Source organism: Vibrio sp. V09_P4A23P171 (assembly GCF_963875615.1).
Taxonomy (GTDB): Bacteria; Pseudomonadota; Gammaproteobacteria; order Enterobacterales; family Vibrionaceae; genus Vibrio; species Vibrio anguillarum.
Window position 1 is genome coordinate 82,884 of record NZ_CAWNMR010000001.1, and the last position, 25,230, is coordinate 108,113.

At 45.7% G+C, this 25,230-nt stretch carries 25 protein-coding genes; 2 read left to right on the forward strand and 23 right to left on the reverse strand.

The window, feature by feature from the left end:
* Window positions 1-33 precede the first annotated feature (33 nt).
* A complete protein-coding gene (gene guaB / locus AACT23_RS00405; RefSeq protein WP_026028100.1) occupies window positions 34-1,497 on the reverse strand; it encodes an IMP dehydrogenase in 1,464 nt (487 codons plus the stop codon).
* 230 nt (window positions 1,498-1,727) lie between these two features.
* On the opposite strand from guaB, the gene xseA reads away from it, so the two are divergent.
* Window positions 1,728-3,059, forward strand: coding sequence for an exodeoxyribonuclease VII large subunit (gene xseA, locus AACT23_RS00410; protein ID WP_047689015.1), 1,332 nt, complete (start codon window positions 1,728-1,730; stop codon window positions 3,057-3,059).
* A gap of 4 nt (window positions 3,060-3,063) precedes the next feature.
* Here the strand turns inward: xseA and AACT23_RS00415 are convergent, their stop codons facing one another.
* The 19 genes from AACT23_RS00415 to trmJ all read right to left on the reverse strand — a co-directional run bounded on the left by AACT23_RS00415 (window position 3,064) and on the right by trmJ (window position 20,838).
* The gene (locus AACT23_RS00415) at window positions 3,064-3,288 is read right to left on the reverse strand and encodes a zinc ribbon domain-containing protein (protein ID WP_199871416.1); all 225 of its coding nucleotides are present in this window, start codon (window positions 3,286-3,288) and stop codon (window positions 3,064-3,066) included.
* Window positions 3,289-3,908: 620 nt separating this feature from the next.
* Complete coding sequence (gene der, locus AACT23_RS00420; protein WP_029388206.1) at window positions 3,909-5,396, reverse strand: ribosome biogenesis GTPase Der; 1,488 nt, start codon at window positions 5,394-5,396, stop codon at window positions 3,909-3,911.
* A 149-nt stretch (window positions 5,397-5,545) separates the two neighbouring features.
* On the reverse strand, window positions 5,546-6,706 hold the full coding sequence (gene bamB / locus AACT23_RS00425) for an outer membrane protein assembly factor BamB (RefSeq protein ID WP_026027694.1): 1,161 nt from the start codon (window positions 6,704-6,706) through the stop codon (window positions 5,546-5,548).
* A gap of 12 nt (window positions 6,707-6,718) precedes the next feature.
* Window positions 6,719-7,333 carry a YfgM family protein gene (locus AACT23_RS00430; protein WP_094128338.1) on the reverse strand — a complete coding sequence of 205 codons (615 nt, stop codon included), beginning with the start codon at window positions 7,331-7,333 and terminating at the stop codon, window positions 6,719-6,721.
* Window positions 7,334-7,371: 38 nt separating this feature from the next.
* Window positions 7,372-8,640, reverse strand: coding sequence for a histidine--tRNA ligase (hisS, locus tag AACT23_RS00435; protein WP_094128341.1), 1,269 nt, complete (start codon window positions 8,638-8,640; stop codon window positions 7,372-7,374).
* A gap of 25 nt (window positions 8,641-8,665) precedes the next feature.
* Window positions 8,666-9,790 carry a flavodoxin-dependent (E)-4-hydroxy-3-methylbut-2-enyl-diphosphate synthase gene (ispG, locus tag AACT23_RS00440; protein WP_010320399.1) on the reverse strand — a complete coding sequence of 375 codons (1,125 nt, stop codon included), beginning with the start codon at window positions 9,788-9,790 and terminating at the stop codon, window positions 8,666-8,668.
* Between the two features lie 8 nt (window positions 9,791-9,798).
* Entirely contained in the window at window positions 9,799-10,743 is a 945-nt protein-coding gene (locus AACT23_RS00445; protein ID WP_094128344.1) for a RodZ domain-containing protein, read from the reverse strand.
* Between the two features lie 301 nt (window positions 10,744-11,044).
* Window positions 11,045-12,166: a bifunctional tRNA (adenosine(37)-C2)-methyltransferase TrmG/ribosomal RNA large subunit methyltransferase RlmN gene (locus AACT23_RS00450; RefSeq protein ID WP_026028096.1), complete on the reverse strand. Its 1,122-nt coding sequence runs from the start codon at window positions 12,164-12,166 to the stop codon at window positions 11,045-11,047.
* Between the two features lie 209 nt (window positions 12,167-12,375).
* The gene (gene ndk / locus AACT23_RS00455) at window positions 12,376-12,801 is read right to left on the reverse strand and encodes a nucleoside-diphosphate kinase (protein ID WP_013857494.1); all 426 of its coding nucleotides are present in this window, start codon (window positions 12,799-12,801) and stop codon (window positions 12,376-12,378) included.
* A gap of 72 nt (window positions 12,802-12,873) precedes the next feature.
* Window positions 12,874-14,169, reverse strand: a complete 1,296-nt coding sequence (gene pepB / locus AACT23_RS00460) for an aminopeptidase PepB (RefSeq protein ID WP_026028095.1) — start codon at window positions 14,167-14,169, stop codon at window positions 12,874-12,876.
* A 184-nt stretch (window positions 14,170-14,353) separates the two neighbouring features.
* A complete protein-coding gene (iscX, locus tag AACT23_RS00465) occupies window positions 14,354-14,548 on the reverse strand; it encodes a Fe-S cluster assembly protein IscX (RefSeq protein WP_010320404.1) in 195 nt (64 codons plus the stop codon).
* A gap of 50 nt (window positions 14,549-14,598) precedes the next feature.
* Window positions 14,599-14,937, reverse strand: a complete 339-nt coding sequence (gene fdx, locus AACT23_RS00470; protein ID WP_010320405.1) for an ISC system 2Fe-2S type ferredoxin — start codon at window positions 14,935-14,937, stop codon at window positions 14,599-14,601.
* An 11-nt stretch (window positions 14,938-14,948) separates the two neighbouring features.
* On the reverse strand, window positions 14,949-16,802 hold the full coding sequence (hscA, locus tag AACT23_RS00475) for a Fe-S protein assembly chaperone HscA (protein ID WP_094128347.1): 1,854 nt from the start codon (window positions 16,800-16,802) through the stop codon (window positions 14,949-14,951).
* A gap of 21 nt (window positions 16,803-16,823) precedes the next feature.
* Window positions 16,824-17,339, reverse strand: a complete 516-nt coding sequence (gene hscB, locus AACT23_RS00480; protein ID WP_026029095.1) for a co-chaperone HscB — start codon at window positions 17,337-17,339, stop codon at window positions 16,824-16,826.
* A 66-nt stretch (window positions 17,340-17,405) separates the two neighbouring features.
* Window positions 17,406-17,729 (reverse strand): iron-sulfur cluster assembly protein IscA, encoded by a 324-nt coding sequence (gene iscA, locus AACT23_RS00485; protein ID WP_010320408.1) that lies wholly within the window; start codon window positions 17,727-17,729, stop codon window positions 17,406-17,408.
* 62 nt (window positions 17,730-17,791) lie between these two features.
* Window positions 17,792-18,175 carry a Fe-S cluster assembly scaffold IscU gene (iscU, locus tag AACT23_RS00490; RefSeq protein WP_010320409.1) on the reverse strand — a complete coding sequence of 128 codons (384 nt, stop codon included), beginning with the start codon at window positions 18,173-18,175 and terminating at the stop codon, window positions 17,792-17,794.
* 56 nt (window positions 18,176-18,231) lie between these two features.
* The gene (locus AACT23_RS00495; protein WP_013857499.1) at window positions 18,232-19,446 is read right to left on the reverse strand and encodes an IscS subfamily cysteine desulfurase; all 1,215 of its coding nucleotides are present in this window, start codon (window positions 19,444-19,446) and stop codon (window positions 18,232-18,234) included.
* Between the two features lie 26 nt (window positions 19,447-19,472).
* Entirely contained in the window at window positions 19,473-19,994 is a 522-nt protein-coding gene (gene iscR, locus AACT23_RS00500; protein WP_026027698.1) for a Fe-S cluster assembly transcriptional regulator IscR, read from the reverse strand.
* Window positions 19,995-20,109: 115 nt separating this feature from the next.
* On the reverse strand, window positions 20,110-20,838 hold the full coding sequence (gene trmJ / locus AACT23_RS00505; RefSeq protein WP_026027699.1) for a tRNA (cytosine(32)/uridine(32)-2'-O)-methyltransferase TrmJ: 729 nt from the start codon (window positions 20,836-20,838) through the stop codon (window positions 20,110-20,112).
* A 177-nt stretch (window positions 20,839-21,015) separates the two neighbouring features.
* Between trmJ and suhB the strand changes: the two genes are divergently transcribed.
* Window positions 21,016-21,819 (forward strand): inositol-1-monophosphatase, encoded by an 804-nt coding sequence (gene suhB / locus AACT23_RS00510; RefSeq protein WP_013857502.1) that lies wholly within the window; start codon window positions 21,016-21,018, stop codon window positions 21,817-21,819.
* A 177-nt stretch (window positions 21,820-21,996) separates the two neighbouring features.
* Here suhB and secF read toward each other — a convergent pair whose 3' ends face one another.
* The 3 genes from secF to yajC are packed head-to-tail and all read right to left on the reverse strand — an operon-like array spanning window position 21,997 to window position 25,167.
* The gene (gene secF / locus AACT23_RS00515; protein WP_013857503.1) at window positions 21,997-22,944 is read right to left on the reverse strand and encodes a protein translocase subunit SecF; all 948 of its coding nucleotides are present in this window, start codon (window positions 22,942-22,944) and stop codon (window positions 21,997-21,999) included.
* A 14-nt stretch (window positions 22,945-22,958) separates the two neighbouring features.
* Window positions 22,959-24,815 carry a protein translocase subunit SecD gene (secD, locus tag AACT23_RS00520; protein WP_017044259.1) on the reverse strand — a complete coding sequence of 619 codons (1,857 nt, stop codon included), beginning with the start codon at window positions 24,813-24,815 and terminating at the stop codon, window positions 22,959-22,961.
* Between the two features lie 19 nt (window positions 24,816-24,834).
* Window positions 24,835-25,167 (reverse strand): preprotein translocase subunit YajC, encoded by a 333-nt coding sequence (gene yajC / locus AACT23_RS00525; protein WP_013857505.1) that lies wholly within the window; start codon window positions 25,165-25,167, stop codon window positions 24,835-24,837.
* Between the last annotated feature and the right edge of the window lie 63 nt (window positions 25,168-25,230).

Below are 25,230 nucleotides of genomic sequence, written 5' to 3' on the forward strand. Positions count from 1 at the left end.
CCCCATAAGCTTCAAGCTATTCGTGGTTCGTCATTAACCCAAGCGGTAGTTTGGCGCTTCTTTGGTAATTTGAACATCATGCACGTGTGACTCTTTCATACCTGCACCAGAGATACGAACAAACTCGGCTTTAGTGCGCAGATCTTCGATAGTGGCCGAGCCAGTTAAGCCCATGCTTGAGCGTAAACCACCCATTTGTTGATGAACGATCTCTTTTAGACGGCCTCGATAAGCGATACGACCTTCGATCCCTTCAGGTACAAGCTTGTCAGCTGCATTGTCAGATTGGAAATAACGATCAGAAGAGCCTTGAGACATTGCACCCAGCGAACCCATACCGCGGTAAGCTTTATATGAACGACCTTGGAACAAAATAACTTCACCTGGAGCTTCTTCAGTACCAGCAAACATGGAGCCAACCATCACGCAAGATGCACCAGCAGCAATCGCTTTACAAATATCGCCAGAAAAACGAATACCGCCATCAGCAATCACAGGAATACCGTATTGATCAGCCACTTCAGCTGCATCAGAAATCGCCGTAATTTGAGGAACACCAACACCCGTTACAATACGCGTTGTACAGATTGAACCCGGGCCAATACCGACTTTGACCGCGCTTACGCCCGCGTCAATTAGAGCTTTCGCACCGGCACCCGTTGCAACATTACCGCCGATAATATCGAGATCAGGATAAGCGGCGCGCGTTTCACGAATACGGTTAAGTACACCTTCTGAATGGCCATGAGAAGAGTCAATCAGTAGAACATCCACTCCCGCTTCCACTAATGCTTTTACGCGCTCTTCATTGCCAGCACCGGCACCAACAGCCGCACCAACACGTAAACGCCCTTGTTCATCTTTACAAGCATTCGGTTTGCGTTCTGCTTTATGGAAATCTTTCGCGGTGATCATACCCGTCAGTTTGAATTCATCATTCACTACCAAGACTTTTTCAACACGCGCTTTGTGCATGCGCTCTTGTACATCCTGACGAGATGCGCCCTCTTTAACTGTGGCTAAGCGATCTTTTGGTGTCATGACTGCTTCAACTTTTTTTGTTAAATCAGTAACAAAGCGAATATCACGGCCGGTGATGATACCGACAAGCTCATTGTGATCGCTCACCACAGGGAAACCGGCAAAACCATGTTTCTCTGTCAAAGCAATCACATCTTGAATGGTTGCATCAGGGCGAACTGTTACTGGCGCAGTGACTACACCCGCTTCAAAAATTTTGACAAGACGGACTTGTTCAGCCTGCTCTTCAATGGGCATATTTTTGTGGATAAAACCAATACCACCCTCTTGGGCAAGAGCGATCGCAAGGCGAGCCTCTGTCACTGTATCCATAGAAGCTGAGATCATCGGAATGTTCAGTGCGATATTTTTGGTCAGCTGAGTATGGAGATCGGCTGTGTTTGGGAGAACGGTGGAGTGTGCTGGTACGAGAAGAACATCATCGAATGTCAGCGCTTCTTTGGCAATTCTTAGCATTTGCAATATCTCACAATTAAGAGGAGTGAATAAAAGGTAAATCCAAGTTGTCTCAATTTGCCCTAATACACAATGAACAGGATAAATCGATTTGGATTTGATATTGCGGTCGGATTATACGCCCGAGGTAATCGCTTGACCACTCATTTTTTCATTTTTAATTTGCATTCCAACCCTTGATATGTATTATATTGCCGCTAATTTCCATACCCTCGTCTAGGGGATTAGCCTTGCCTTCTTTGACCAACGAAAACATCTACACTGTCTCCCGTCTCAATGCTGAAGTACGCCTGTTACTTGAAAATGAAATGGGCATTGTGTGGCTCGTTGGTGAAATATCGAACTTCTCCGCTCCGGTTTCTGGCCATTGGTATCTCTCACTCAAAGATTCTCGCGCGCAGGTAAAATGTGCGATGTTCAAAGGCAATAATCGCTTTGTGACCTTCAAACCTAAAAATGGCCAGCAGGTACTTGTTAAAGCGCGTCTTTCTCTTTATGAACCCAGAGGTGACTACCAAGTCATTATCGAGAGCATGCAACCCGAAGGGGATGGTCGTCTCCAGCAAGAGTTTGAAAAGCTGAAGATGCAGTTGGCCGCAGAAGGGCTGTTTGCACAATCCAATAAGCGCCCCTTGCCGGAAAATCCTCAATGCGTCGGAGTTATTACTTCAAAAACTGGCGCAGCCCTGTTTGATATTCTTGATGTGCTCAAGCGGCGCGATCCAAGCTTGCCCGTCATCATTTATCCTACACTGGTTCAAGGCGAACAAGCGGCCATTCAAATTGCTCAAGCAATTGGTAGAGCAAATGCGAGGCAAGAGTGTGACGTATTGATTGTGGGTCGCGGTGGCGGTTCTTTAGAGGACTTATGGTGTTTTAACCACGAGATCGTAGCGCGCACAATTGCCGCTAGTCAAATCCCAATTATCAGTGCCGTCGGGCATGAAATCGATGTGACGATTGCTGATTTTGTGGCTGACGTACGTGCCCCAACCCCCTCCGCTGCTGCAGAATTAGTCAGCCGAGACAACAGTAATAAGCGACAAGCTTTCGCCTCATACCAACACAAACTACAAAGTGCGATGCGCTATTACACCAGTCAACAAGCGCATCATTTACGCGCTTTGGTTCACGCGCTAGAGAAACAGCACCCCACTTATCGCTTGCAGCGTCAAAGCCAGCAACTTGATGACACAGAAATGCGCCTACAGCGGGCGATACAGCGCTATATTTCGACTCAGCGCGAGCACATTGGCCAGCAATACCATCAACTGCAGTTGCATTCTCCCGTACAAACCTTAGCGAAGCAGCAGCATCGACTAGCCAAAAGCGAGCAACGATTGCTGGACGTAATGGAGAAAAAGCTCCTGCGCACAGCACACCGTTTAACGCTAGCCGCAGAGAAGCTTGACGCAGTAAGCCCATTAGCGACACTAAAACGAGGCTATTCGATCACGCGAGATAGCTCAGGCAAAGTGATTCACCGCGCTTGCGATCTAAAAACTGGCGATCAATTGATTACGCGAGTGGCGGATGGCGAAGTTTTCTCTACCGTTAATTAATCACTTAATCTTGTGCTTGAAACTCAAATCGAATCTTAGATTTTGATTTGAGCTCATTGCATGAATTACAGAAAAAGTTTGCTGCGCCACACGCCTGCAATTTCTCCAGCTCAGAATCACACTCAGGGCAAAAACCAATTTTGTTAAAGTGATGTTTGCACTGAGCACAATGGTAACGCCCATCCCACGCCAGTGGATTTTGGCAACAAGGGCAAAGATTTTCCTGCATATTGATCCCATCTCTCTTTGTGTCTTTCACATAACATCTTTCACATAGTGTGATTTTGGTAGATGTTTTATATCGTTCGTTTTAATAGATAGCTCGTTTGCGTAGATAGTTCATGCATGTGATAGCCGACACTTCATCAAACGGCACGTATGGTCTCGGATTATCGAGAGTTCAGCTTTGATCTCTATCACAATACCTTCAGGCTCACCAACCACCTCATACACATTAGGCTATGATCGATAAAAGATCTCTGCCTGATCATTTGCTTTATCTGCTCCGTTCAGCGATCTACTCTCAAAAGAACATTTATATAACCACACACCGAAAGCATAAGTTACATATTCTGCATATGGATTTATAACGATACAAAACTCCATTTTATAGCTAATAAATCAAAAAAATCAGAATATATTAAAATGATCTTTTGGCGAAATGTTCTACTCATTTTGTTTGATACTTATACAAAGCAGCAACGTTGCCGTGCTCTGTTTTTCACTCAATCATTTTGGTACTGCACTTCATTTCCAGACCGCCACGTTAGTGAGGTTCTATCGCCAATGATAAATTTTAGGCAAAAAAATACCCAAGTCTAAACTTGGGTATTTCAGTTATGAGGAAGGCTACTTGCTGCGTCCTTTCATCATCGTCATTAAGCGTTTACGTTTACGCTCTTGAGATAAGGTCAGCTTATTCACTTTTCCTTCAAATGGGTTATCACTGCTTTGGAACTGGATACGAATAGGCGTACCCATGATTTCTAAAGACTTACGGTAATAGTTCATCAAATAACGTTTGTAAGAATCTGGCAGCTCATTCACCAAGTTACCGTGTACAACGATAATCGGCGGGTTATAACCACCTGCGTGAGCATATTTAAGTTTTACGCGGCGGCTACGAACCATAGGCGGTTGGTGATCATCGGTTGCCATTTTAAGAATACGAGTCAATACCGATGTACCAACACGTGTTGTCGCCGATTTATACGCTTCTTGAACCGATTCAAATAGATGACCAACACCCGTACCATGCAATGCAGAGATAAAGTGGATACGAGCAAAATCGACAAAGCCTAAACGACGGTCTAGCTCTTTCTTGACTCGTTCTTTGACGTCGTTATCGAGCCCATCCCACTTATTGACTGCAAGCACTATCGAACGTCCGGCGTTTAATGCAAAACCTAGCAGGCTAAGATCTTGATCTGAGATATTCTCACGAGCGTCAATGACTAACAGAACAACGTTTGCATCTTCAACGGCTTTTAAGGTTTTGACGACCGAGAATTTCTCAACCGTTTCGTTAATGCGAGTACGACGACGCACGCCAGCAGTATCAATCAATACATACTCGCGCTCATCACGCATCATCGGGATGTAGATGGAGTCTCGCGTCGTTCCGGGCATGTCGTAAACCACAACACGCTCTTCACCGAGAATGCGGTTGGTGAGTGTCGATTTACCGACATTCGGACGGCCAATGATCGCCAGTTTTATCGGCTGATCTTGCAGACGTTTGTATTCAGCTTCGGCTTCTTCTTCGGTGTAATCTAACTTTTCTTCTTCGGCATCTTCAAAGTCGGTTAGATCTTCGATTTCGCCTTCAGCCTGCTCGATCATTTCTTCAGCAAGTGGATTCAAAGCTCGGTCGATAAGGATCCCAACACCACGGCCATGAGCGGCAGCAATTTGGTACATTTGATCGACGCCCAATTGCCAAAACTCAGCACTTGCAGCATCAGCGTCAATGCCATCCACTTTATTCACGACTAAAATAGCGCGCTTTTCAATCTTACGCAGATGTTGGGCGATCACTTCATCAGCCGCCGTTAAACCAGCGCGACCATCAACCATAAATAGCACAACATCAGCTTCATCAATCGCGGCCAATGACTGTTGAGCCATTTTCGTTTCTACACCCTCTTCACTACCATCAATACCGCCAGTATCGATAACAATGAAGTCGTGCTCACCCAATTTAGCTTGGCCATATTTACGGTCACGCGTTAAACCGGGGAAATCCGCCACCAACGCATCGCGAGTGCGAGTTAATCGGTTAAACAACGTAGATTTACCGACATTGGGACGCCCAACAAGAGCAACAACAGGAACCATACTAACCTCTACAATATTTTCTCTTATGTAGTTATAGGTAAACACTTGCTAGCAAGCATTAAATTTTTACCTATAACCACATCTATTTATTCAATAAAACGGCCCCTAACTGTTACCAGCCAGGAGCCGAATGTGAATTATATCACGATTTATTTTTTAATCGTCAGTTTCTTTACATTGCCATTACGGGTCATGCTGACATAACCATCATCGACAGCGAGAGGACTCACCGCAAAACCGCTCTTATCAACCAATTGTTGGGCAACGAATTCGCCACTGCTGCGATCAATCCAATGTAGATACCCTTCACTGTCACCTAGCACAAGGTAGCCATTGATAATCGCTGGCGCAGTTAGCAAACGGTGTTCAAGCTGTTTGTTGCTCCAAAGTTCGGTACCGCTTCTTGTATCCACAGCCACCACATGATCTTTGTCGGTCACCACAAATAATCGGCCACCATCGCTAGCCATGTCTGTTGCTGAAGAGTAATTCCGCTTCCAAGCTGGTTTGCCCGAACGCAGATCAATGGCGATCAACTGGCCATTAAAACCAACCGCATACAGCATGCCGCCAATCACGATAGGTGAGGCATCAACATCGACTAGGCGGTCAATTTCAGTGGCACCTTTAGGCATGCCAATCGGTTGTTGCCAAATCAACTGACCACGCTCAACGATAGCGGCAGCAAGACGGCCACCTGAGGTTCCCCAAAAAACACCGCCCGATACCGCAACAGGTTTGCTGTCACCTCTCAACGTTAAATTAGGAACTTCAGTACTGATGGTCCATTTTTGCTCACCCGTCGCTTGGTCTAAACTCACCAAAGTGCCACGACTGGTATTAACAATGATCATGTTCGCATCTGCAGCCGGAGCTGCTAGCACTTCACCGTCGACTTTAACTTGCCATACAAGCTCACCCGTAGCTTCATTAAGCGCAGTGACTAAACCGTTTTCACTACCAATGTAAATTTGGCTATAGGCCGCCGCTATACCGCCGGATAAACGCATGGTGCCATCTTGTTCAAGATCGGTTTTCCACAGCTCTTTACCCGTTTTAGGGTTCAAGGCTTTCACCAAACCATCACGGCTAGCAATAAACACTTTGTCGTAAGCGTATTCTGGAGATAACTTTGAGAAGTAATGCCCTACGCCATCACCAATCGATGTGCTCCACTGAGTTGTAGGCGTAAATTCACTCGTTACCATTGGCACAGGAGCCATGATAATGGTGTCTTCTTCACTAGCACACCCTGCAAGTGCTCCAAGCACAACGGCAGAAACGAGCACTTTGTTGAACAACTTTTTCATCAACTTGTGCCCTTATTTGGCAAGATCGTCCAGTTTCATCTGTAGCGTTTGGCTTGCATCGTCAGCTTGTTGTGCTTCCGTGTATGCCGCATAAGCCGCGTCCGTATCGCCTTTACGCAATGAGATATCACCACGTAGTTCCGCAATGCGTCCCGCCCACCCTTTCTCTGTGATGGTCGTAAGATCAGCTAAGGCGGCATCAAACTGGCCTTGTTCCGCTTTAATACGGGCCACGCGATAGGTTGCTAACGGTAGAATAGCATCATCTTTAGTGTTTGCTTTTGCCCATTCAAGCTGCGCTAAAGCTTCATCAATTTGACCCGCTTCTACTTGAACTTTTGCAAGTTGTAGTGCGGCTAAGACGGCATATTCTGTACCTTTATTACTATCAACAAAGCTCTCAACAACCATCTCAGCTTCTGCGCCTTTTGCCGCTAACTGAGTTACCGCTTTGCTATAACTTTCAGAAGCGGCTTCTTGCGCAGCAATAACGCTATCTTGGTAGTAACGCCAACCAAACAAGCCACCAAGGCCAATTACAGCACCAAAGATCACGGCTTTACCGTTCTCTTTCCACCAATCTTTTATCGCTTCAACTTGTTGTTCTTCAGTATCGTAGAGTTCCACTTCCTGTCCTCTTTAATAGATGTCTCAAATGCGCTTGCTTACACAAGATGCGTGAGTTTGCTCGCGACTTCAGTTTGAGAAATCGTAATTTGTTCACCACCGATAAGATCTTTGAGAACTACTGTGCTTTCTGCGACTTCATCTTCGCCTAATACCAAAGCCACCGCAGCGCCCACTTTATCAGCACGTTTAAATTGTTTTTTGAAGTTACCACCACCAAAATGGTTCATAACACGCAGCGCCGGAACCTGTTCACGCAACTGCTCAGCAAGTTTCATTGCTGCCATCATAGTGCCTTCACCCGCACTGACCATGTACACATCGACACTGCGACGCACGTCGGTCAGTTCCAGTGTTTCCATCATCAGCACTAAGCGCTCTAACCCCATGGCAAAACCCACTGCTGGTGTCGCTTTGCCACCCAGTTGTTCTACCAAGCCATCATAACGTCCACCGCCACAAACCGTACCCTGAGCACCTAAGCTTTCGGTGATCCACTCAAATACGGTGCGGTTGTAGTAGTCTAGGCCGCGCACCAAGCGCTCGTTAACTTGGTATTCGATACCCGCAGCGGTAAGAAGTTCACATAAGCCTGCAAAATGTTGCTTCGATTCTTCATCTAGATACTCAGACAATTTGGGTGCGTCACCTAAAATCGCTTGAATATCTGGATTTTTAGTATCGAGTACACGCAGTGGGTTGGTGTACATGCGACGTTTGGCATCTTCATCCAACACCTCTTGATGCTGCTCTAAATAGTCAATCAAAGCGGTGCGGTAATTGGCACGCGCTTCAAGAGAACCAATTGAGTTCAGTTCCAAACGAACATGTTTGTCGATGCCCAATTCACGCCACAAACGCGCGGTCATCATAATCAGCTCGGCATCAACATCAGGGCCATCCAGGCCAAACACTTCAACCCCACATTGGTGGAATTGACGGTAGCGCCCTTTTTGCGGACGTTCATGACGGAACATCGGCCCCATGTACCATAAACGTTGCTCTTGGTTGTAGAGCAAACCATTTTCGATACCAGAACGGACACAACCTGCAGTACCCTCTGGACGAAGCGATAAACTGTCACCATTGCGATCTTCAAAAGAATACATCTCTTTTTCAACCACATCGGTCACTTCACCGATCGCACGGCTAAATAGGTGTGTCATCTCAACGATAGGCATACGTACTTCATTGTAGCCATATGCACTAATCACGTTTTTCACTGTGCCTTCCACTTTTTGCCAAAGTGGAGACTGAGTTGGGAGGCAGTCGTTCATGCCTCGAATTGCTTGAATTGTTTTTGCCACAATACTTACCGTAAGGTCGTTGAGATTAATTTTGTTCGATTTGAGTCACGTTGATTCGGTTCTTCTCATCGAGAATAGAGGCCTTCGCGCGAATTTTCGCTTCGAGTTGGCTGACCAGATCATCGTTATCAAAACGCTCTTTCTGGCGGACGCCGTCTTCGTAGAATGCACTTTTCTTGTTGCTGCCAGCCAAACCAAGATGAGAAGCTTCAGCTTCACCTGGGCCATTAACCACGCAACCGATGATCGAGACATCCATAGGTGTCAAAATATCTTCCAAACGTTGCTCTAACGCATTGACTGTGGCGATCACATCAAACTCTTGACGTGAACAGCTTGGACAAGCGATGAAGTTAATGCCTCGTGAGCGAATACGTAGCGATTTAAGAATATCAAAGCCGACTTTGATCTCTTCGATCGGATCCGCAGCCAGTGAAATACGCAGCGTATCGCCGATGCCTTCGGCAAGCAGCATACCTAAGCCCACTGCCGATTTAACTGCACCGGCTCTTGCGCCTCCTGCTTCCGTAATACCAAGATGCAGAGGTTGGGCAATCTGTTTAGCCAGTAAACGGTAGGAATCAACGGCGAGAAAAACATCCGATGCTTTAACGCTGACTTTGAATTGATCAAAGTTGAGTCTTTCAAGAATATCGACATGACGCATCGCTGACTCGACTAAAGCGGCCGGTGTTGGCTCACCATATTTCATTTGGATCTCTTTTTCGAGCGACCCACCATTCACGCCAATCCGAATGGGTATGTTCTTGTCACGTGCGCAATCGACCACGGCGCGAATACGTTCTTCGTTGCCAATGTTACCAGGGTTGATACGCAAGCAATCAACGCCATATTCGGCGACTTTCAACGCAATGCGGTAATCAAAATGGATGTCAGCCACCAGCGGGATGGATACTTGCTGCTTGATCAACTTGAACGCTTCCGCCGCGTCCATTGTCGGTACAGAAACCCGTACAATATCAGCCCCGACTTTTTCTAACGCTTTAATTTGAGCGACCGTTGCCGCAACATCGGTAGTGCGCGTGTTGGTCATAGATTGAACAGCAATAGGAGCACCATCACCGATGGGCACATTACCGACATAAATACGCGTCGATGAACGACGCTTAATTGGAGATTCGTGTTGCATAGTATTTTCTAAGGTAAGGTGAATCGAGCGACTTTACCGGAAGTATACCCAGAAAGGTCTACAGGTTCACTTGCAAATGTCATTGAAACGCTTTCAGGCGCGCCAAGAATGATTTGAAACGGAGCTTCACCTTGCAAGGTTACGGTTTGCCCTGATTTTTTAATCCCAGTGGAAAGGGTTTTGCCTGCTGCATCTTTCACCTGAATCCAACAATCTGCGCTGAATGTGAGCGTTAGAGGAGCGTATGGATTCGTTGCATCCTGCGGTGGCGTCTTATCCAATACAGGATCGTCGCTCGCACTCAGGTCGGCTTCGGCTGTATCATCTTCAGGTGAAGGGATAAGTTCTGCAGCCTGAGTGTTGATTTCTACAGGGATATCCACCGCTTCTGCTTCTACTTGAGATTCGTCAACCGTAGGCACTAATTCAGGAACGGTCGTGAAATCCTCATCTCGCAAACGCTCAACCGATGTCGACGTGATTGATGGTGAACTCTCAACCACAACATTCTCTTGTTCTTGGTTTTGCCACCACCATAATGAGGAAATACCAATAATGATGGCAAAAATACCCCATGTCAGCGTCATAATACGGCTATCGTGTTTCTCTCGCTTGGTTTTCTTCGAAAAACTTTGCATCGGTTGCTCAGCGACAACCGTAGGATAGCAATCATCAAAGGAAGCTAAAATAACTGACTCTTTGATCCCGACGGCCTTCGCATAGGAACGTAAATAACCGCGAGTAAACGTCGCCACTTGGTCCGAGGCGAAGTTATTCTCTTCTAAACTCTGAATGATAGAGAGACGTAACCGCAACCTATCGGCAACTTGCTTTTGCGTTAATCCCAACGCTTCACGCTTTGCCTTTAATAAAGTACCGGGTTGCACCGTGTCTGTTTTTACATCTGCAATAATCTGTTCTTGTTCAGTAGTCATCCGTTTTGTACATCTCATTATGTTATGGCTCGAATGGCACCGTCATCACTTTTATTGTTATTAGTTCGTAGTAATAAAATGGTGCATTCCAACACGGTGAAAAATTTGCATTCATTGATGCAGGCGACAGTTCAAATTTAACATTACGTCAGTTAGCAATTCTAATGGATATTTGACGTTAAACAACATGGCTTTAGGAAAGAAATTACAGCTAGGTCAATATTTTTCATAAAATTGACGTCAAAATCGCGGAAAATTATTTCAAATGGTAAAAATGCACAAAGCCAGAGGAATCTCTGGCTTTGCTTTATCATCCGATTTAGACCGATTTGACAGGAATGACATCGCCACCCATTTGTTTCATTTTGGTCCGTTTGGTTCTATCAATCACATCACCGACTAGCTGTCCACAAGCGGCATCAATATCATCTCCACGAGTTTTACGCACTGTCACTGTGTGTTCATACTGCATCAGTGTTTTTTGAAAACGGTCAATACGTGAATTACTCGGTTTTTTATAAGGTGAACCGGGATAAGGGTTAAATGGGATCAGGTTAATTTTGCACGGCGTGCCTTTCATCAACTTAGCCAATTCGTGCGCGTGGTCCATATCGTCATTGACGTGATCCAGCAACACATATTCCACCGTAACCTTGCCACGGTTAGCGTTTGAAGTGGCGATATAACGACGCACTGAGGCCAAGAAATCTTGAATATCCCAGCGATCATTGATCGGCATAATTTCGCTGCGTAATTTGTCATTGGGTGCATGCAATGAAATCGCTAATGCAACATCGATTTGCCCTGTCATTTGATCAAGACCAGAAACCACGCCCGAAGTGGACACAGTGACACGACGTTTTGACAAGCCAAAACCTAAATCATCCAGCATGATCTCTAACGCTGGGATCAAGTTTTTCATGTTGAGCAGAGGCTCGCCCATCCCCATCATTACTACGTTAGTAATCGGACGACGACCCGTCTCTTTCTCAAGGCCAATTTCTCTCGCTGCGCGCCAAACTTGCCCGATAATTTCAGACACTTTGAGGTTACGGTTAAAACCTTGTTGAGCCGTTGAACAGAATTTGCATTCCAGAGCACAGCCAACTTGGGAAGAGACGCACAAAGTCGCTCGGTCTTCCTCTGGGATGTAAACCGTTTCAACATCTTGATCTCCTACACGCATCGCCCACTTAATCGTACCATCAGACGAATGTTGTGCTTGTGAAACGATCGGCGCGCGAATTTCACAGCGTTGTTGCAGTTGTTCACGCAGTTTCTTGTTGATATTGGTCATTTGTTCGAAGTCATCACAACCAAAATGGTAGATCCACTTCATGACCTGATCAGCGCGGAACGCTTTTTCACTGAGCTCTTCAGCAAAAAATTTACGCAGACCTTGGCGATCAAAATCAAGCAGATTGACTTTTTCAATAGTCATGTGGCCTCTCAACGACGGAAACAATAAATAAGGGCGCGAATTGTACAGCCTTTATGCAGTAACAACAAGGGTTGTACAACCCTTCAATTACTAAGTCATTCAATGCTTGGCGGATTGTTTTTACTCTGCAGCTCCCAATCATACGAGTATAAAAAAGCCTCACAACGTGAGGCCTTAATCGAAAGAATTTGGGATAGAAAACGCCAAGATTAACGAGAGAAAATCTCTGATTCAGGGAAGAAAAAAGCGATTTCACGTGCCGCCGATTCAGGACTATCACTGCCATGAACTGAGTTATGGCGCATGCTTAATGCGTAATCAGCACGAATGGTTCCACATGCCGCTTCTTCTGGGTTAGTTTTACCCATTAATTCGCGGTAACGAGCAATAGCATCTTCACCTTCAAGCACTTGAGCCATGATAGGCCCTGAGGTCATAAATTCTTTTAGTGCTGGAAAAAACGCTTTGCCTTCATGCTCAGCATAAAAGCCGCTCGCTTGCTCTTCGTTCAAATGTACCATTTTCGCAGCGATAATACGCAAACCTGATTTTTCGATACGGTGATAGATTTCACCAATCAAGTTACGTTCTACCGCATCGGGTTTAATGATAGAAAATGTTCTTTCTAGAGCCATAAGGTTATCCTTTTTCTTTTGTTTTTTTAGTTATAGTGAACCGCCCAAAACAGAGAGTTGAGCGGTTTTTCATTATTGAGCTTGGTCGGTCAAAATGCGTGCTAATGTACGCACCCCCATCGCCGTTGCACCTGCGGCCCATTTATCGCTTGCTGATTTGCGGTAAGTACCAGCGCAATCAAAGTGCAGCCACCCTTTTTTGTAATCTTCAACAAAGTAAGAGAGGAAGGCCGCTGCGGTACTTGCTCCCGGAGAATAGTCACCTGAGCTGATGTTAGAGAGATCCGCAAAGCTTGAAGGTAACATAGAGCGATGAAACTCAGCCAAAGGCAGAGGCCATAAGCCTTCTTTCTCTTGGTGAGCTGCCACCAATGCCTGCTGGGATAAGCTCTCATCAAAGCTGAGTAGTGCATGGTAATCATTGCCGAGTGCATTTTTGGCGGCACCCGTTAATGTCGCGCAATCAATAATAAGCTGTGGTTTTTGCTCGTTGGCATAAATCAAGCCATCGGCCAACACTAGGCGGCCTTCTGCATCGGTGTTCATTATTTCAACTGTGGTGCCATTTTTATAAGTGATGATATCACCCAGTTTCAAGGCGCGTCCGGAAACCATATTTTCTGCACAACACAAAATGAGTTTCACACGTTTATTAAAACCGCGCATGATAGCCAAACCAAGACCACCGGTGATCGTTGCAGCGCCCCCCATATCCGCTTTCATCGCCGACATAAAGTTGGACGTTTTTAAACTGTAACCACCAGAATCAAAAGTAATGCCTTTGCCAATTAAGCAAGCAAAAACAGGAGCACTTTCTTTTCCTGTCGGATTGTAATCGAGTTGCAGCATAGCTGATGTGCGCTCGGAGCCGCGACCAACCGCATAAATACCTTCCCAACCTTCGGTGAGTAGATCTTTATCTTTGACAATGCGGTAGCTGACATGCTCAGGGGCTAGCGATTTGATGAACTCAGCCGCCATGGTCGCTAACTGACGCGGCGCGACTTCTTCAGCGCTTTTATTGATGATATCACGCGTCCATTCCGTCGCTTTAATACGATATTCTAACTCGGCTTGATCTGACTCACTCAGCGGTTGCCATTCTAGTGTGTTGAGTTTTTTCGCTTCACGATAACCTTGGTAGAAAGCCCAAATATTTTCTAAGTGCCAACCGTCACCTTGTAGGCTGATAGCTCTGATAGCTTGCCCATCAAGCTTACGTGCCGCGCGCTGAACCGCGCTGAGTTCATGCTCACTCTCAATAGCATGAATTGTGGCACCATTTTCTGAAAACGAAACAATCGCCTTTTCTCCCCACTGAGGCTGGGCAGCTTGTTGGCTGATAAATACGGACATCTTTGTAGACATGGTTTCTCCTTGCCTGAATATGGCCTCACCTGTGCCATTACGATTAAATAACCAAGGGATGTTAGCATTTTGTAGGGTCAAAATGTCAACTTGATAAAAAAACGGACCATTCGGTCCGCTCTTTTTAGTTAAAATTGTTAACTCTGTGATGTTTTACTGAATAACCATCATGTTAGCAATAGTCTTAGTCGATCTCTTCCATCCAACATAGAATAATCGCTTCGAGAATTTTTTCGTTGGAACGGTTTGGCTCATCATCAAACTCTTCCAGTTCCATCACCCACTGGTGTAGATCCGTAAAACGTACATTTTTAGGATCTACGTCTGGGTATTGCTCACAAAGCTCGATCGCAATATCACGAGAATCGGTCCATTTCATTTTGCTTTCCTTTTACAAACAGTGAACGGGCGTTAATACGCTCAATAGGATTAATGATCTTCAGAAGCCAGATTGAGTGTGTACTTTGGAATTTCAACCACTAAATCTTCGTTAGCGACTCTAGCTTGGCAGCCAAGGCGAGATTCAGGTTCAAGACCCCACGCTTTATCAAGCATGTCATCTTCTAACTCATCACTCTCATCAAGTGAGTCAAACCCTTCGCGAACGATAATATGGCAAGTCGTGCATGCGCAGGATTTTTCACACGCATGTTCAATAGCGATACCATTTTTCAGCGCCACATCCAGTACGGTTTCTCCTGCTTGCGCTTCCAGAACGGCACCTTCAGGACAAAGCTCTTGGTGAGGTAACACAATAATCTTAGGCATAATTTTTCTCTTTAAATATCATCTACCGATTGACCAGCAAGTGCACTGCGAATGGATTTATCCATACGGCGTGAAGCAAAATCTTGGCTGGCTTTGTCTGTCTCTTTAATTCCTTGCTCGATGGCATCGGCGCTATCACCATTACGCAGCACAATTAAATCTTCTATTGCATTCAGAAGGATCTGCTTTTCTGACTCAGATAACAATTCATCACCATCGGCCTGTAAGGCAGAGATCAAACCTTCGATAACACGATCGGCTTCTACACGTTGCTCTGCCAGAGCGCGAGTCTGCATATCTTGTTTGGCAAACGTCATCGAATCTCGCAGCATATTTGCTACTTCATTATCACTCAGTCCATACGAGGGCTTAACTTGAATTTCCGCCTGAACTCCCGTACTTTTTTCCATCGCTGTCACGGAGAGTAAGCCATCTGCATCAACTTGATAAGTTACGCGGATATGCGCGGCACCCGCCGTCATTGGTGGAATACCTTTTAGTGAAAAACGAGCCAATGAGCGGCAATCGTCTACCATCTCACGTTCGCCCTGCACCGTATGGATGCTCATGGCTGTTTGACCATCTTTGAAGGTGGTGAATTCTTGAGCTTTCGCCACAGGAATGGTGGTGTTACGTGGGATGATTTTTTCCACTAAGCCACCCATGGTTTCAATACCCAGCGACAGAGGAATGACATCCAGCAGTAGCATTTCTGAATCGGGTTTATTACCCACCAAAATGTCGGCTTGAATTGCTGCACCAATCGCAACAACTTCATCAGGGTTGATACTAGTTAATGGTGTGCGACCAAAAAACTCACCGACTAAATCTCGAACCAGTGGCGTACGAGTTGAACCGCCTACCATCACCACTTCCAACACTTCATCTGCAGCAATCTCGGCATCTTTGAGTGCTCGACGACACGATAGTAAGGTTTTCTTTACTAGTGGCGTGATGAGTTGGTTAAACTCATCGCGAGTTAAACGCCCTTGCCAACCCAGCACAGAAACCTCGACACTATCGGTATCAGATAAGGCAATTTTCGCTTCGGTGGCCGCATCAAGCAATACTCGTTGCTGCTCTGCACTGAGCGGTTTAGCTAAGCCGATTTGGCTCAAAAAATGGTCAGCAATCAAATGGTCAAAATCATCACCACCGAGCGCGGAATCGCCACCAGTCGCAAGTACCTCAAACACGCCTTTCGACAGACGTAAGATAGAGATATCAAACGTACCGCCACCTAAATCATAAACCGCAATCACACCTTCTTGCGCGGAGTCTAAGCCATAGGCAATCGCTGCAGCGGTAGGTTCATTGAGTAAACGCAGTACGTGCAAGCCGGCAAGTTGAGCGGCATCTTTGGTGCCCACGCGCTGAGCATCATCAAAATAAGCAGGTACGGTAATCACCACGCCCGCTAATTCACCACCTAACGACGCTTCGGCACGCTGAGCAAGAGATTTAAGAATATCGGCGGAAACTTGAATCGGGTTCTTATCACCTTGCGCCGTTTGCAAAATAGGCAAACCGTTGTCACTGGCTTTGAAACGATAAGGCAATGTGGGATAACGTGCCTGAATGTCAGCCAGTGAACGGCCGATCAAACGCTTCACAGAAATGATGGTATTGGCAGGATCAACTTGCGCGTGTGCTCTGGCATCAAAGCCTACGCAACGCTCTTGAGCCGAATAGTGGACCACCGAAGGGAGGATCGAGCGTCCTTGTTCATCAGCAAGCGTCGTCGCATTACCGCTTCGAACCGATGCGACTAATGAGTTGGTTGTCCCCAAGTCGATACCCGCTGCGAGTTTATGCTGATGCGGCGCAGAGCTTTGACCGGGTTCTGCAATTTGAAGTAATGCCATGGGTTGGTCCTTATTATCGAACTAGCCGAGTAACTGTTCTTCGACTCTTTCTATTTCATTTTTGAGCTTGGCAATAAATTTAAGCTTGCGAACCGTATCAGCCGCAAGGTTCCATTGAGCATGATTAAGTTGTTGCTCAACCAAGGTAAGATGCTGTTTATACATCTTGCTGACTCTGTTTTCAAAATCGAATAACGCACTTTCAACATCAGACTGTGAGGCGATGGCTTCAAGCTCTTCTCGCAGCTCCATCTGCTCCATTAAAAACAGCGGATCTTGCATGGTTTGGTGTTCTGCGCGTAACTCTATGCCTTGTTCAAGCAACAAGTATTCTGCGCGACTGATCGGCGATTTTAATGTTTGATAAGCATCATTGATTTGTGAGGCGTTTTGCACAGCAAGCAGGCGATCTCGCTCAGACGCAGTGGCAAAATTGTCGGGATGAAACCGTTTTTGCAGCGCACGAAACTGAGAAGAAAGAAGGCTACCATCCAGTGCAAACTGACTTGGTAGCCCAAATAATTCAAAATAGTTCATTAACACATTGCTCCTAGTGCTCGACACTAGGCTCAAGTGAGCCTAGTCACGCCGAAAGCCAATCCGTTACACGTTGAAGCTTTCACCACAACCACATTCGCTTTTTGCATTCGGGTTGTTGAACTCAAAACCTTCGTTTAGCCCTTCTTTGACATAGTCAAGCTGTGTGCCATCAAGATAGACGAGGCTTTTCGAATCGATAATCACTTTGACACCATGATCTTCAAACACTTCGTCTTCTTCGTTAACGTCATCAACGAATTCAAGCACGTAAGCCATACCCGAGCAGCCTGTTGTTTTCACTCCAAGACGTAAACCTACGCCTTTGCCTCGGTTATCTAGGAATGCTCGAACGCGATGCGCTGCTGTTTCAGTTAAGGTAATGGCCATACTACAACCTTAGATTCTTAGTTTGAACTTATGGGAGTGAACCATCATTCACTCCCTTAATATTATTGTTGGTGTTTCTTTTTATAATCGGCAACGGCAGCTTTGATCGCATCTTCCGCCAAAATCGAACAGTGAACTTTCACTGGTGGAAGCTCTAGCTCTTCCGCGATTTCAGAGTTCTTAATGGCTGCCGCTTCATCAATGCTCTTGCCTTTCACCCATTCAGTGACCAGTGAGCTCGAAGCAATCGCGCTACCACAACCGTAGGTTTTAAATTTTGCATCTTCAATGATGCCTTCTGGCGTCACTTTAATTTGTAGCTTCATTACGTCGCCACAAGCTGGAGCGCCAACCATACCACTACCAATGGTTGGATCTTCTTTATCAAAAGAGCCAACATTACGTGGGTTTTCATAGTGATCAATTACTTTTTCGCTGTATGCCATGATAGTTACCTCTAATCCTCTATTTCCTTGGGAATAAACCAGTGCCTTTTAAAGGACTAGTGATGTGCCCATTCAACGGTGTTTAAATCCACACCCTCTTGATACATATCCCATAGAGGAGACATGTCACGTAATTTGCTTACGGCTACGCGGATTTGTTCAACGGCGTAGTCCACTTCCTCTTCGGTCGTAAAACGGCCAAATGAGAAACGAATTGAGCTGTGCGCCATTTCATCGTTCAAACCAAGCGCACGCAGTACATATGACGGCTCTAAGCTAGCCGACGTACAAGCACTACCTGATGATACCGCTAAGTCTTTTAAAGACATCAGTAGCGATTCGCCTTCAACAAAGGCAAAACTAATATTCAGGTTGTGCGGAACACGCTGATCTAAATCGCCATTCACACTCACGGCTTCCATGTCTTGTACACCAGCGAGTAGACGATCACGCAATGCTTTTGCGTGGTCAAAATCTTTTTGCATGTCTTGCTTAGCAATACGGAATGCTTCACCCATACCTACGATTTGGTGCGTTGGTAATGTGCCTGAACGGAAACCACGTTCATGGCCGCCACCGTGCATTTGCGCTTCAAGACGGATACGAGGTTTACGGCGAACATATAATGCGCCAATCCCTTTAGGTCCATACGCTTTATGCGCTGAAAGGGAGATAAGATCCACTTTCATTTCTTGCACATCAAGGGGAATTTTACCGGCAGATTGCGCTGCATCTACGTGGAAAATTATCTTGCGTTCACGGCAAAGCTCACCGATCGCCATGATGTCCTGAATTACGCCAATTTCGTTGTTCACGTGCATGATCGACACCAAAATTGTGTCATCACGCATTGCCGCTTCTAATTTTTTTAGATCAATCAAGCCATTCGATTCTGGCTCAAGATAGGTCACCTCATAACCTTCACGCTCAAGCTGACGACATGGATCAAGCACCGCTTTATGCTCGGTTTTACAGGTAATGATATGCTTACCTTGCTTGGCATAGAAATGCGCCACACCTTTGATCGCGAGGTTATCTGACTCTGTCGCACCGGATGTGAATACGATTTCGCGAGGATCAGCATTAAGCAGTTCAGCAATTTGCTCACGCGCAGTGTCTACGGCTTCTTCTGCCTGCCAGCCATAACGGTGCGATCGCGATGCTGGATTACCAAAAACACCATCCATCGTCATGTACTGAACCATCTTTTCAGCCACGCGAGGGTCAACTGGACAGGTAGCTGAATAGTCAAAATAAATAGGCAGTTTCATTTTCTACTCCAATGTAAACATTGCCGCTATGAGCGGGCATTAAGACCTACGGGCACCGAGCCGATAATCACGGTATTGGTATTTTTATTGGTTAACCCGTGGTTCACCGTCAGGCCCAAGCCTTGGCGGTCAGAAATTTCTAGTACTTCATTATCAATCATTAACTCGCCAAGAGTAATGTTGTTCAGAAAGTCACTAATGCGAGAGCTAAGATCTCGCCATAACGTATGTGTTAAGCAGCGAGTACCACCTTGGCAGTCGGCTCTTCCATTACATTTTGTTGCATCAACTGATTCATCAACAGCGGCAATCACAGTACCAATCGAAATTGAGCAGGCATCTGCACCTAAGCGGTATCCACCACCTGGACCACGTACACTAGCAACTAGCCCCGCTTTACGCAGTTTAGAAAACAGCTGCTCAAGGTAAGAGAGCGAAATGCCTTGCCGTTCGGAAATATCCGCCAGTGGCACTGGGGTTTGTTGCGAATGCAGAGCCACATCTAACATGGCTGTAACCGCATATCTTCCTTTAGATGTAAGTCTCATATCACCGTATCCACATTGATTATGTGGTTGGAATTTTTCCATACCTGACTAAATAGGTCAAGTATTTATTTGACTAATTTAGTCAGGTATTTAACCCTATTATTAATCTGGATAATTATTGATTGCTGCGATGCTTCTCAATTGAGGTCAACACACCACGTAATATATTGATTTCTTGAGACTCTGGACGCGAACGAGAAAATAGCCGACGGAGTTTATTCATGATCTGTCCCGGCTGTTCCTTTGAAATAAACTGTGTCTGTATCATGACCTTTTCAAGATGCTGATAGAACATTTCTAATTCGTGATGCAGAGGATACGCTTCTTCTGGCTGGGCTTGATAACCTTTTTTTTCATTATTTAGATAGGCAACACGCACCTCATAACTCAATGTTTGTACGGCCATAGCAAGGTTTAACGAACTGTATTCAGGATTAGCCGGAATGCATACATGAAAATGGCATTTTTGCAGTTCATCGTTGGTCAGCCCGGTTTTTTCTCGGCCAAACACTAAAGCAACCGGGTATTGCTGCCCCTCTTGCGCCAATTTTTCCCCACATTCACGCGGTTCAAGCATTGGCCATTCTAAAGTTCGTGAGCGTGCACTTGACCCAACCACCAGGCCACAATCTGCGACAGCCTGCTCTAGCGTATCCACGACCTCCGCATTTAAAGCAATGTCGCTTGCTCCAGCAGCTAGAGCGATCGCTTGGGCGTCTACCTCGCATTGAGGCGAAACCAAAATCATTTTACTTAGGCCCATGACCTTCATCGCTCGGGCAGCAGAACCAATATTTCCTGAATGAGATGTCCCTACTAAAATGATTTTTACATTGTCTAGCATTACGTTGTACGCCACTCTATTTTAAACGACAGAATACTAACATAAACCTGACTAAAATGGTCAGGTCCTTTAGCTACACATGAACAACCGAGCAAAAAATAGCCACTTCCTTTTTAATAAAACTTTGTTATACTGCTGCCCGCTTTTTCGTTCTTTAACATCCGTTGGGAAAACTGTATGCATCCAATGCTAAACATTGCTATTCGCGCTGCGCGAAAAGCTGGTAACCATATTGCTAAATCACTAGAAAATACTGAGAAAATCGAAACAACTCAGAAAGGGACTAATGACTTTGTTACTAACGTAGACAAAGAAGCAGAAACTATGATCATCGATACAATCAAAAGTTCTTACCCAGAACACAGTATCGTTGCTGAAGAAAACGGGCTTATCGACGGTAAAGATAAGGACGTTCAATGGATCATCGACCCACTGGATGGCACAACAAACTTCGTCAAAGGTTTACCCCACTTCGCCGTTTCCATCGCGGTTCGCATTAAAGGCAAAACAGAAGTTGCTTGTGTTTATGACCCAATGCGCAATGAGCTGTTTACCGCTCAACGTGGTGCTGGTGCGCAATTAAACAACTCACGCCTTCGTGTTAAACAGTTAAAAGATCTTCAAGGCACTATTCTCGCTACTGGTTTCCCATACAAACAAAAGCAACATGCCGAATCTTTCATGAAAATCATGTCTGCACTGTTTGTTGAATGTGCTGATTTCCGTCGTACCGGTTCTCCTGCGCTTGATTTATGTTACCTAGCTTCAAACCGTGTCGATGGTTACTTTGAACTGGGTTTAAGACCTTGGAATTTAGCCGCTGGCGAGCTGATCGCTCGTGAAGCAGGCGTTATTCTTACCGATTTCTCTGGCGGTACTGAATACATGAAATCGGGCAATATTGTAGGTTCAAGTGCCCGTGGTGTTAAAGCGATTCTGAAACACATTCGTGATAACGGTAACAGCGCTATTCTTAAATAGGTTGCACTAAATACCATCAACACCGTCAAAATTGATTCAAGCCTCGTATAGCAATATACGAGGCTTTTTTAGTTTCGCTTTATACTTTGCTACTTAGAGTGACCGCGGTGTGGGATGGGGTAGAAAAAAGCCGCAGAATATTCTGCGGCTTTGGCTATTTAAGAAACTTTCAGTCTGCTAAGGAAGTTCGTCGAACTCCGCACCCTCTTTTTCCACTTGAGGTGGAAGTAGGTGCTCACGGGTAATTCCTAATTTCAATGCCAACGCTGACGCAACATAGATAGATGAATAAGTACCCACGGTGATACCGAGCAGTAAAGCGGTGGCAAAACCATGTATGTTCGCCCCACCTTGCACAAAGAGTGCGATCACCACCAGCAAGGTGGTTCCCGATGTAATCAAAGTCCGGCTCAAGGTTTGGGTAATTGAGCTGTTCATGATCTCGGCTGAATCACCTTTACGCAATTTACGGAAGTTTTCACGGATACGGTCAAATACCACAATCGTATCGTTGAGCGAGTAACCAACAACGGTCAGCAAAGCGGCAACAATCGTTAAATCAACCTCAATTTGCATGATAGAGAAGATGCCAAGCGTGATGATCACATCGTGTGCCAGTGACATCACCGCGCCCGCAGCGAGCCGCCATTCAAAACGAACGGAGACATAAAGCAAAATACAGATGAGCGAAGCCAAAATCGCTAAGCCTCCGGCTTCAGCTAATTCATCGCCCACATTCGGGCCAACGAACTCAATGCGACGCATCTCGACACTTTTTCCTGTCCCCTCTTTAATAGCAGAAAGAATTTGGTTGCCTAACGTCTCGCCAACCATGTCAGCACGTGGACGAAGACGAACCATCACTTCGCGCGCGGAACCGAAATTCTGCACCGTCGCATCGCCAAACCCTTTCGCTTCCAAAGCACTGCGGATATCTTCAAGATTAGCTGGGTGTTCAAACCCAACTTCAATCAAAGTACCGCCGGTGAAGTCCAGTCCCCAGTTCAACCACTTGGTTGATAAAGTGAAAATAGACGCACCAATCATTAAAAGAGAGAATAAAAACGCAAATTTAGACCAACGCATAAAGTCGATCGTTTTATCTGCTTTTAGAATCTGAAACATAGTAATTCCTAGCCTTAGATCGACAATTTTTTAATGCGTTTACCACCATATAACAGGTTCACAATACAGCGAGTCCCGATAATAGCGGTAAACATTGAGGTTAAAATACCGATAGAAAGTGTGACGGCAAACCCTTTGATGGCTCCAGTACCCACAGCAAATAGAATGATTGCCGTAATCAACGTAGTGATGTTGGCATCAGCAATGGTACTGAACGCGTTAGCATAGCCTTGGTGGATAGCTTGTTGTGGGTTTCGTCCATCACGGAGCTCTTCACGAATACGCTCGAAGATCAGAACGTTAGCATCCACGGCCATACCAACCGTCAATACGATACCCGCAATACCCGGCAAGGTCATTGTCGCCCCTGGGATCATCGACATCACACCAATAATGAGCACAAGGTTCGCCATCAATGCAATATTGGCAATCAAGCCAAAACCACGGTAGTAAAGCAGCGTAAAGAGCATCACCGCAACCATACCCCAGATGCAGGCTTGAATGCCCATATCGATATTTTGCTGCCCCATTGATGGACCAATGGTACGCTCTTCAACAATAGAGATTGGCGCAATTAACGCACCTGCACGCAGTAAAAGTGCAAGGTTTTGAGCTTCTGCAGCAGAATCAATTCCCGTGATACGGAAGTTACGCCCAAGAGCCGACTGAATCGTTGCTTGGTTGATCACTTCTTCATGCTTATCCAGAATCACTTTGCCATCAGGTGTCCGACGGCCGCTGTCTTTGTACTCTGCAAATACCGTTGCCATAAGCTTGCCAATGTTCTTTTTAGAGAACGCCGACATCTTATTTCCGCCTTCGCTATCTAACGAAATGTTCACTTGCGGGCGACCATATTCATCCATGCTAGAGCTGGCATCCGTGATACTTTGACCACCTAAAATCACGCGTTTTTTCAAGACAACCGGGCGACCATTACGATCAGATTTGATTTCACTCCCAGCAGGAGCACGACCAGAAGCCGCGGCGGCTAAATCAGCCTTGTCATCAACTTCACGAAACTCAAGAGTCGCGGTTGCGCCAAGAATCTCTTTAGCACGAGCAGTATCTTGAACCCCCGGTAACTCAACCACAATGCGGCTGGCACCTTGGCGCTGCACTAAAGGTTCAGCGACCCCTAATTCGTTAACACGGTTACGCAAAATCGTGATGTTCTGCTCAACGGCGTAATTTCGAACTTCCTGCAAACGCTGCTCAGTAAATTGAGCAATCAGCGCAAAGCGACCGTCAGCCTTAGACGTAGTAAAAGTCATATCAGGATGTTTCGACGTTAATGCTTGCTGTGCTTGCTCTAATTGCTCATCGTCACGCAAAGTGACTTCCACTCGGTCGTTGCCCACTGAGCGAATAGCACGGTAGCGAATTTTGTCATCACGCAGTTCGCTGCGAAACGCTTCTTCTTGCTGACCAATCAATTTTTCCATTGCGGCATCCATATCCACTTCCATTAAGAAGTGAACACCACCACGCAGATCAAGGCCAAGCTTCATCGGTGCCGCGCCAATCGATTCCAACCAAGAAGGCGTTGAAGGAGCAAGGTTAAGTGCAACAATTGTATCTTTGCCTAACGCTTCACTCACCACATCACGCGCACTGATTTGAGTATCGGTATCGTTAAATCGAACAAGAATTGATCCATTCTCTAGAGCAATGGATTTATGAGAAAGGCTCTCTTTATCAAGAGCTTTGGTGACGGCATCCAGCGTTGACATATCAACAGAGGCGCCACGCGCCCCTGTAATTTGAATTGCCGGATCTTCACCGTAAATATTTGGAAGTGCATATAAAGCAGAGAGAGTGATGGCGAACACCACTAACAAATACTTCCATAACGGATAACGGTTTAGCACAGCAAGGATCCTTTAGCTGTTATAAAGACTTAAGCGTACCTTTTGGTAGCACCGCTGTAATGAAATCTTTTTTGATCACAATTTCATTGTTCACATTCAGTTCGATAGAGATGTAATCGCTGTCTTCTGCGATTTTAGTGATTTTACCCACTAAACCGCCACTGGTTAACACTTCATCACCTTTAGTCATGGCGGCCATCAAACTTTTATGCTCTTTAACACGTTTGGCTTGTGGGCGGTAAATCATGAAGTAGAAAATAACCGCAAACATACCAAGCATGATCAGCATTTCATAACCGCCACCTTGTGATGCACCTTCACCTGCTGCGTGTGCTACAGAAATTAAACTCATTGAAAACGTCCTCTAAAATATTGTTGTGTAATGTAATTCTAATTGGGCTGCGTTGGCTTAATT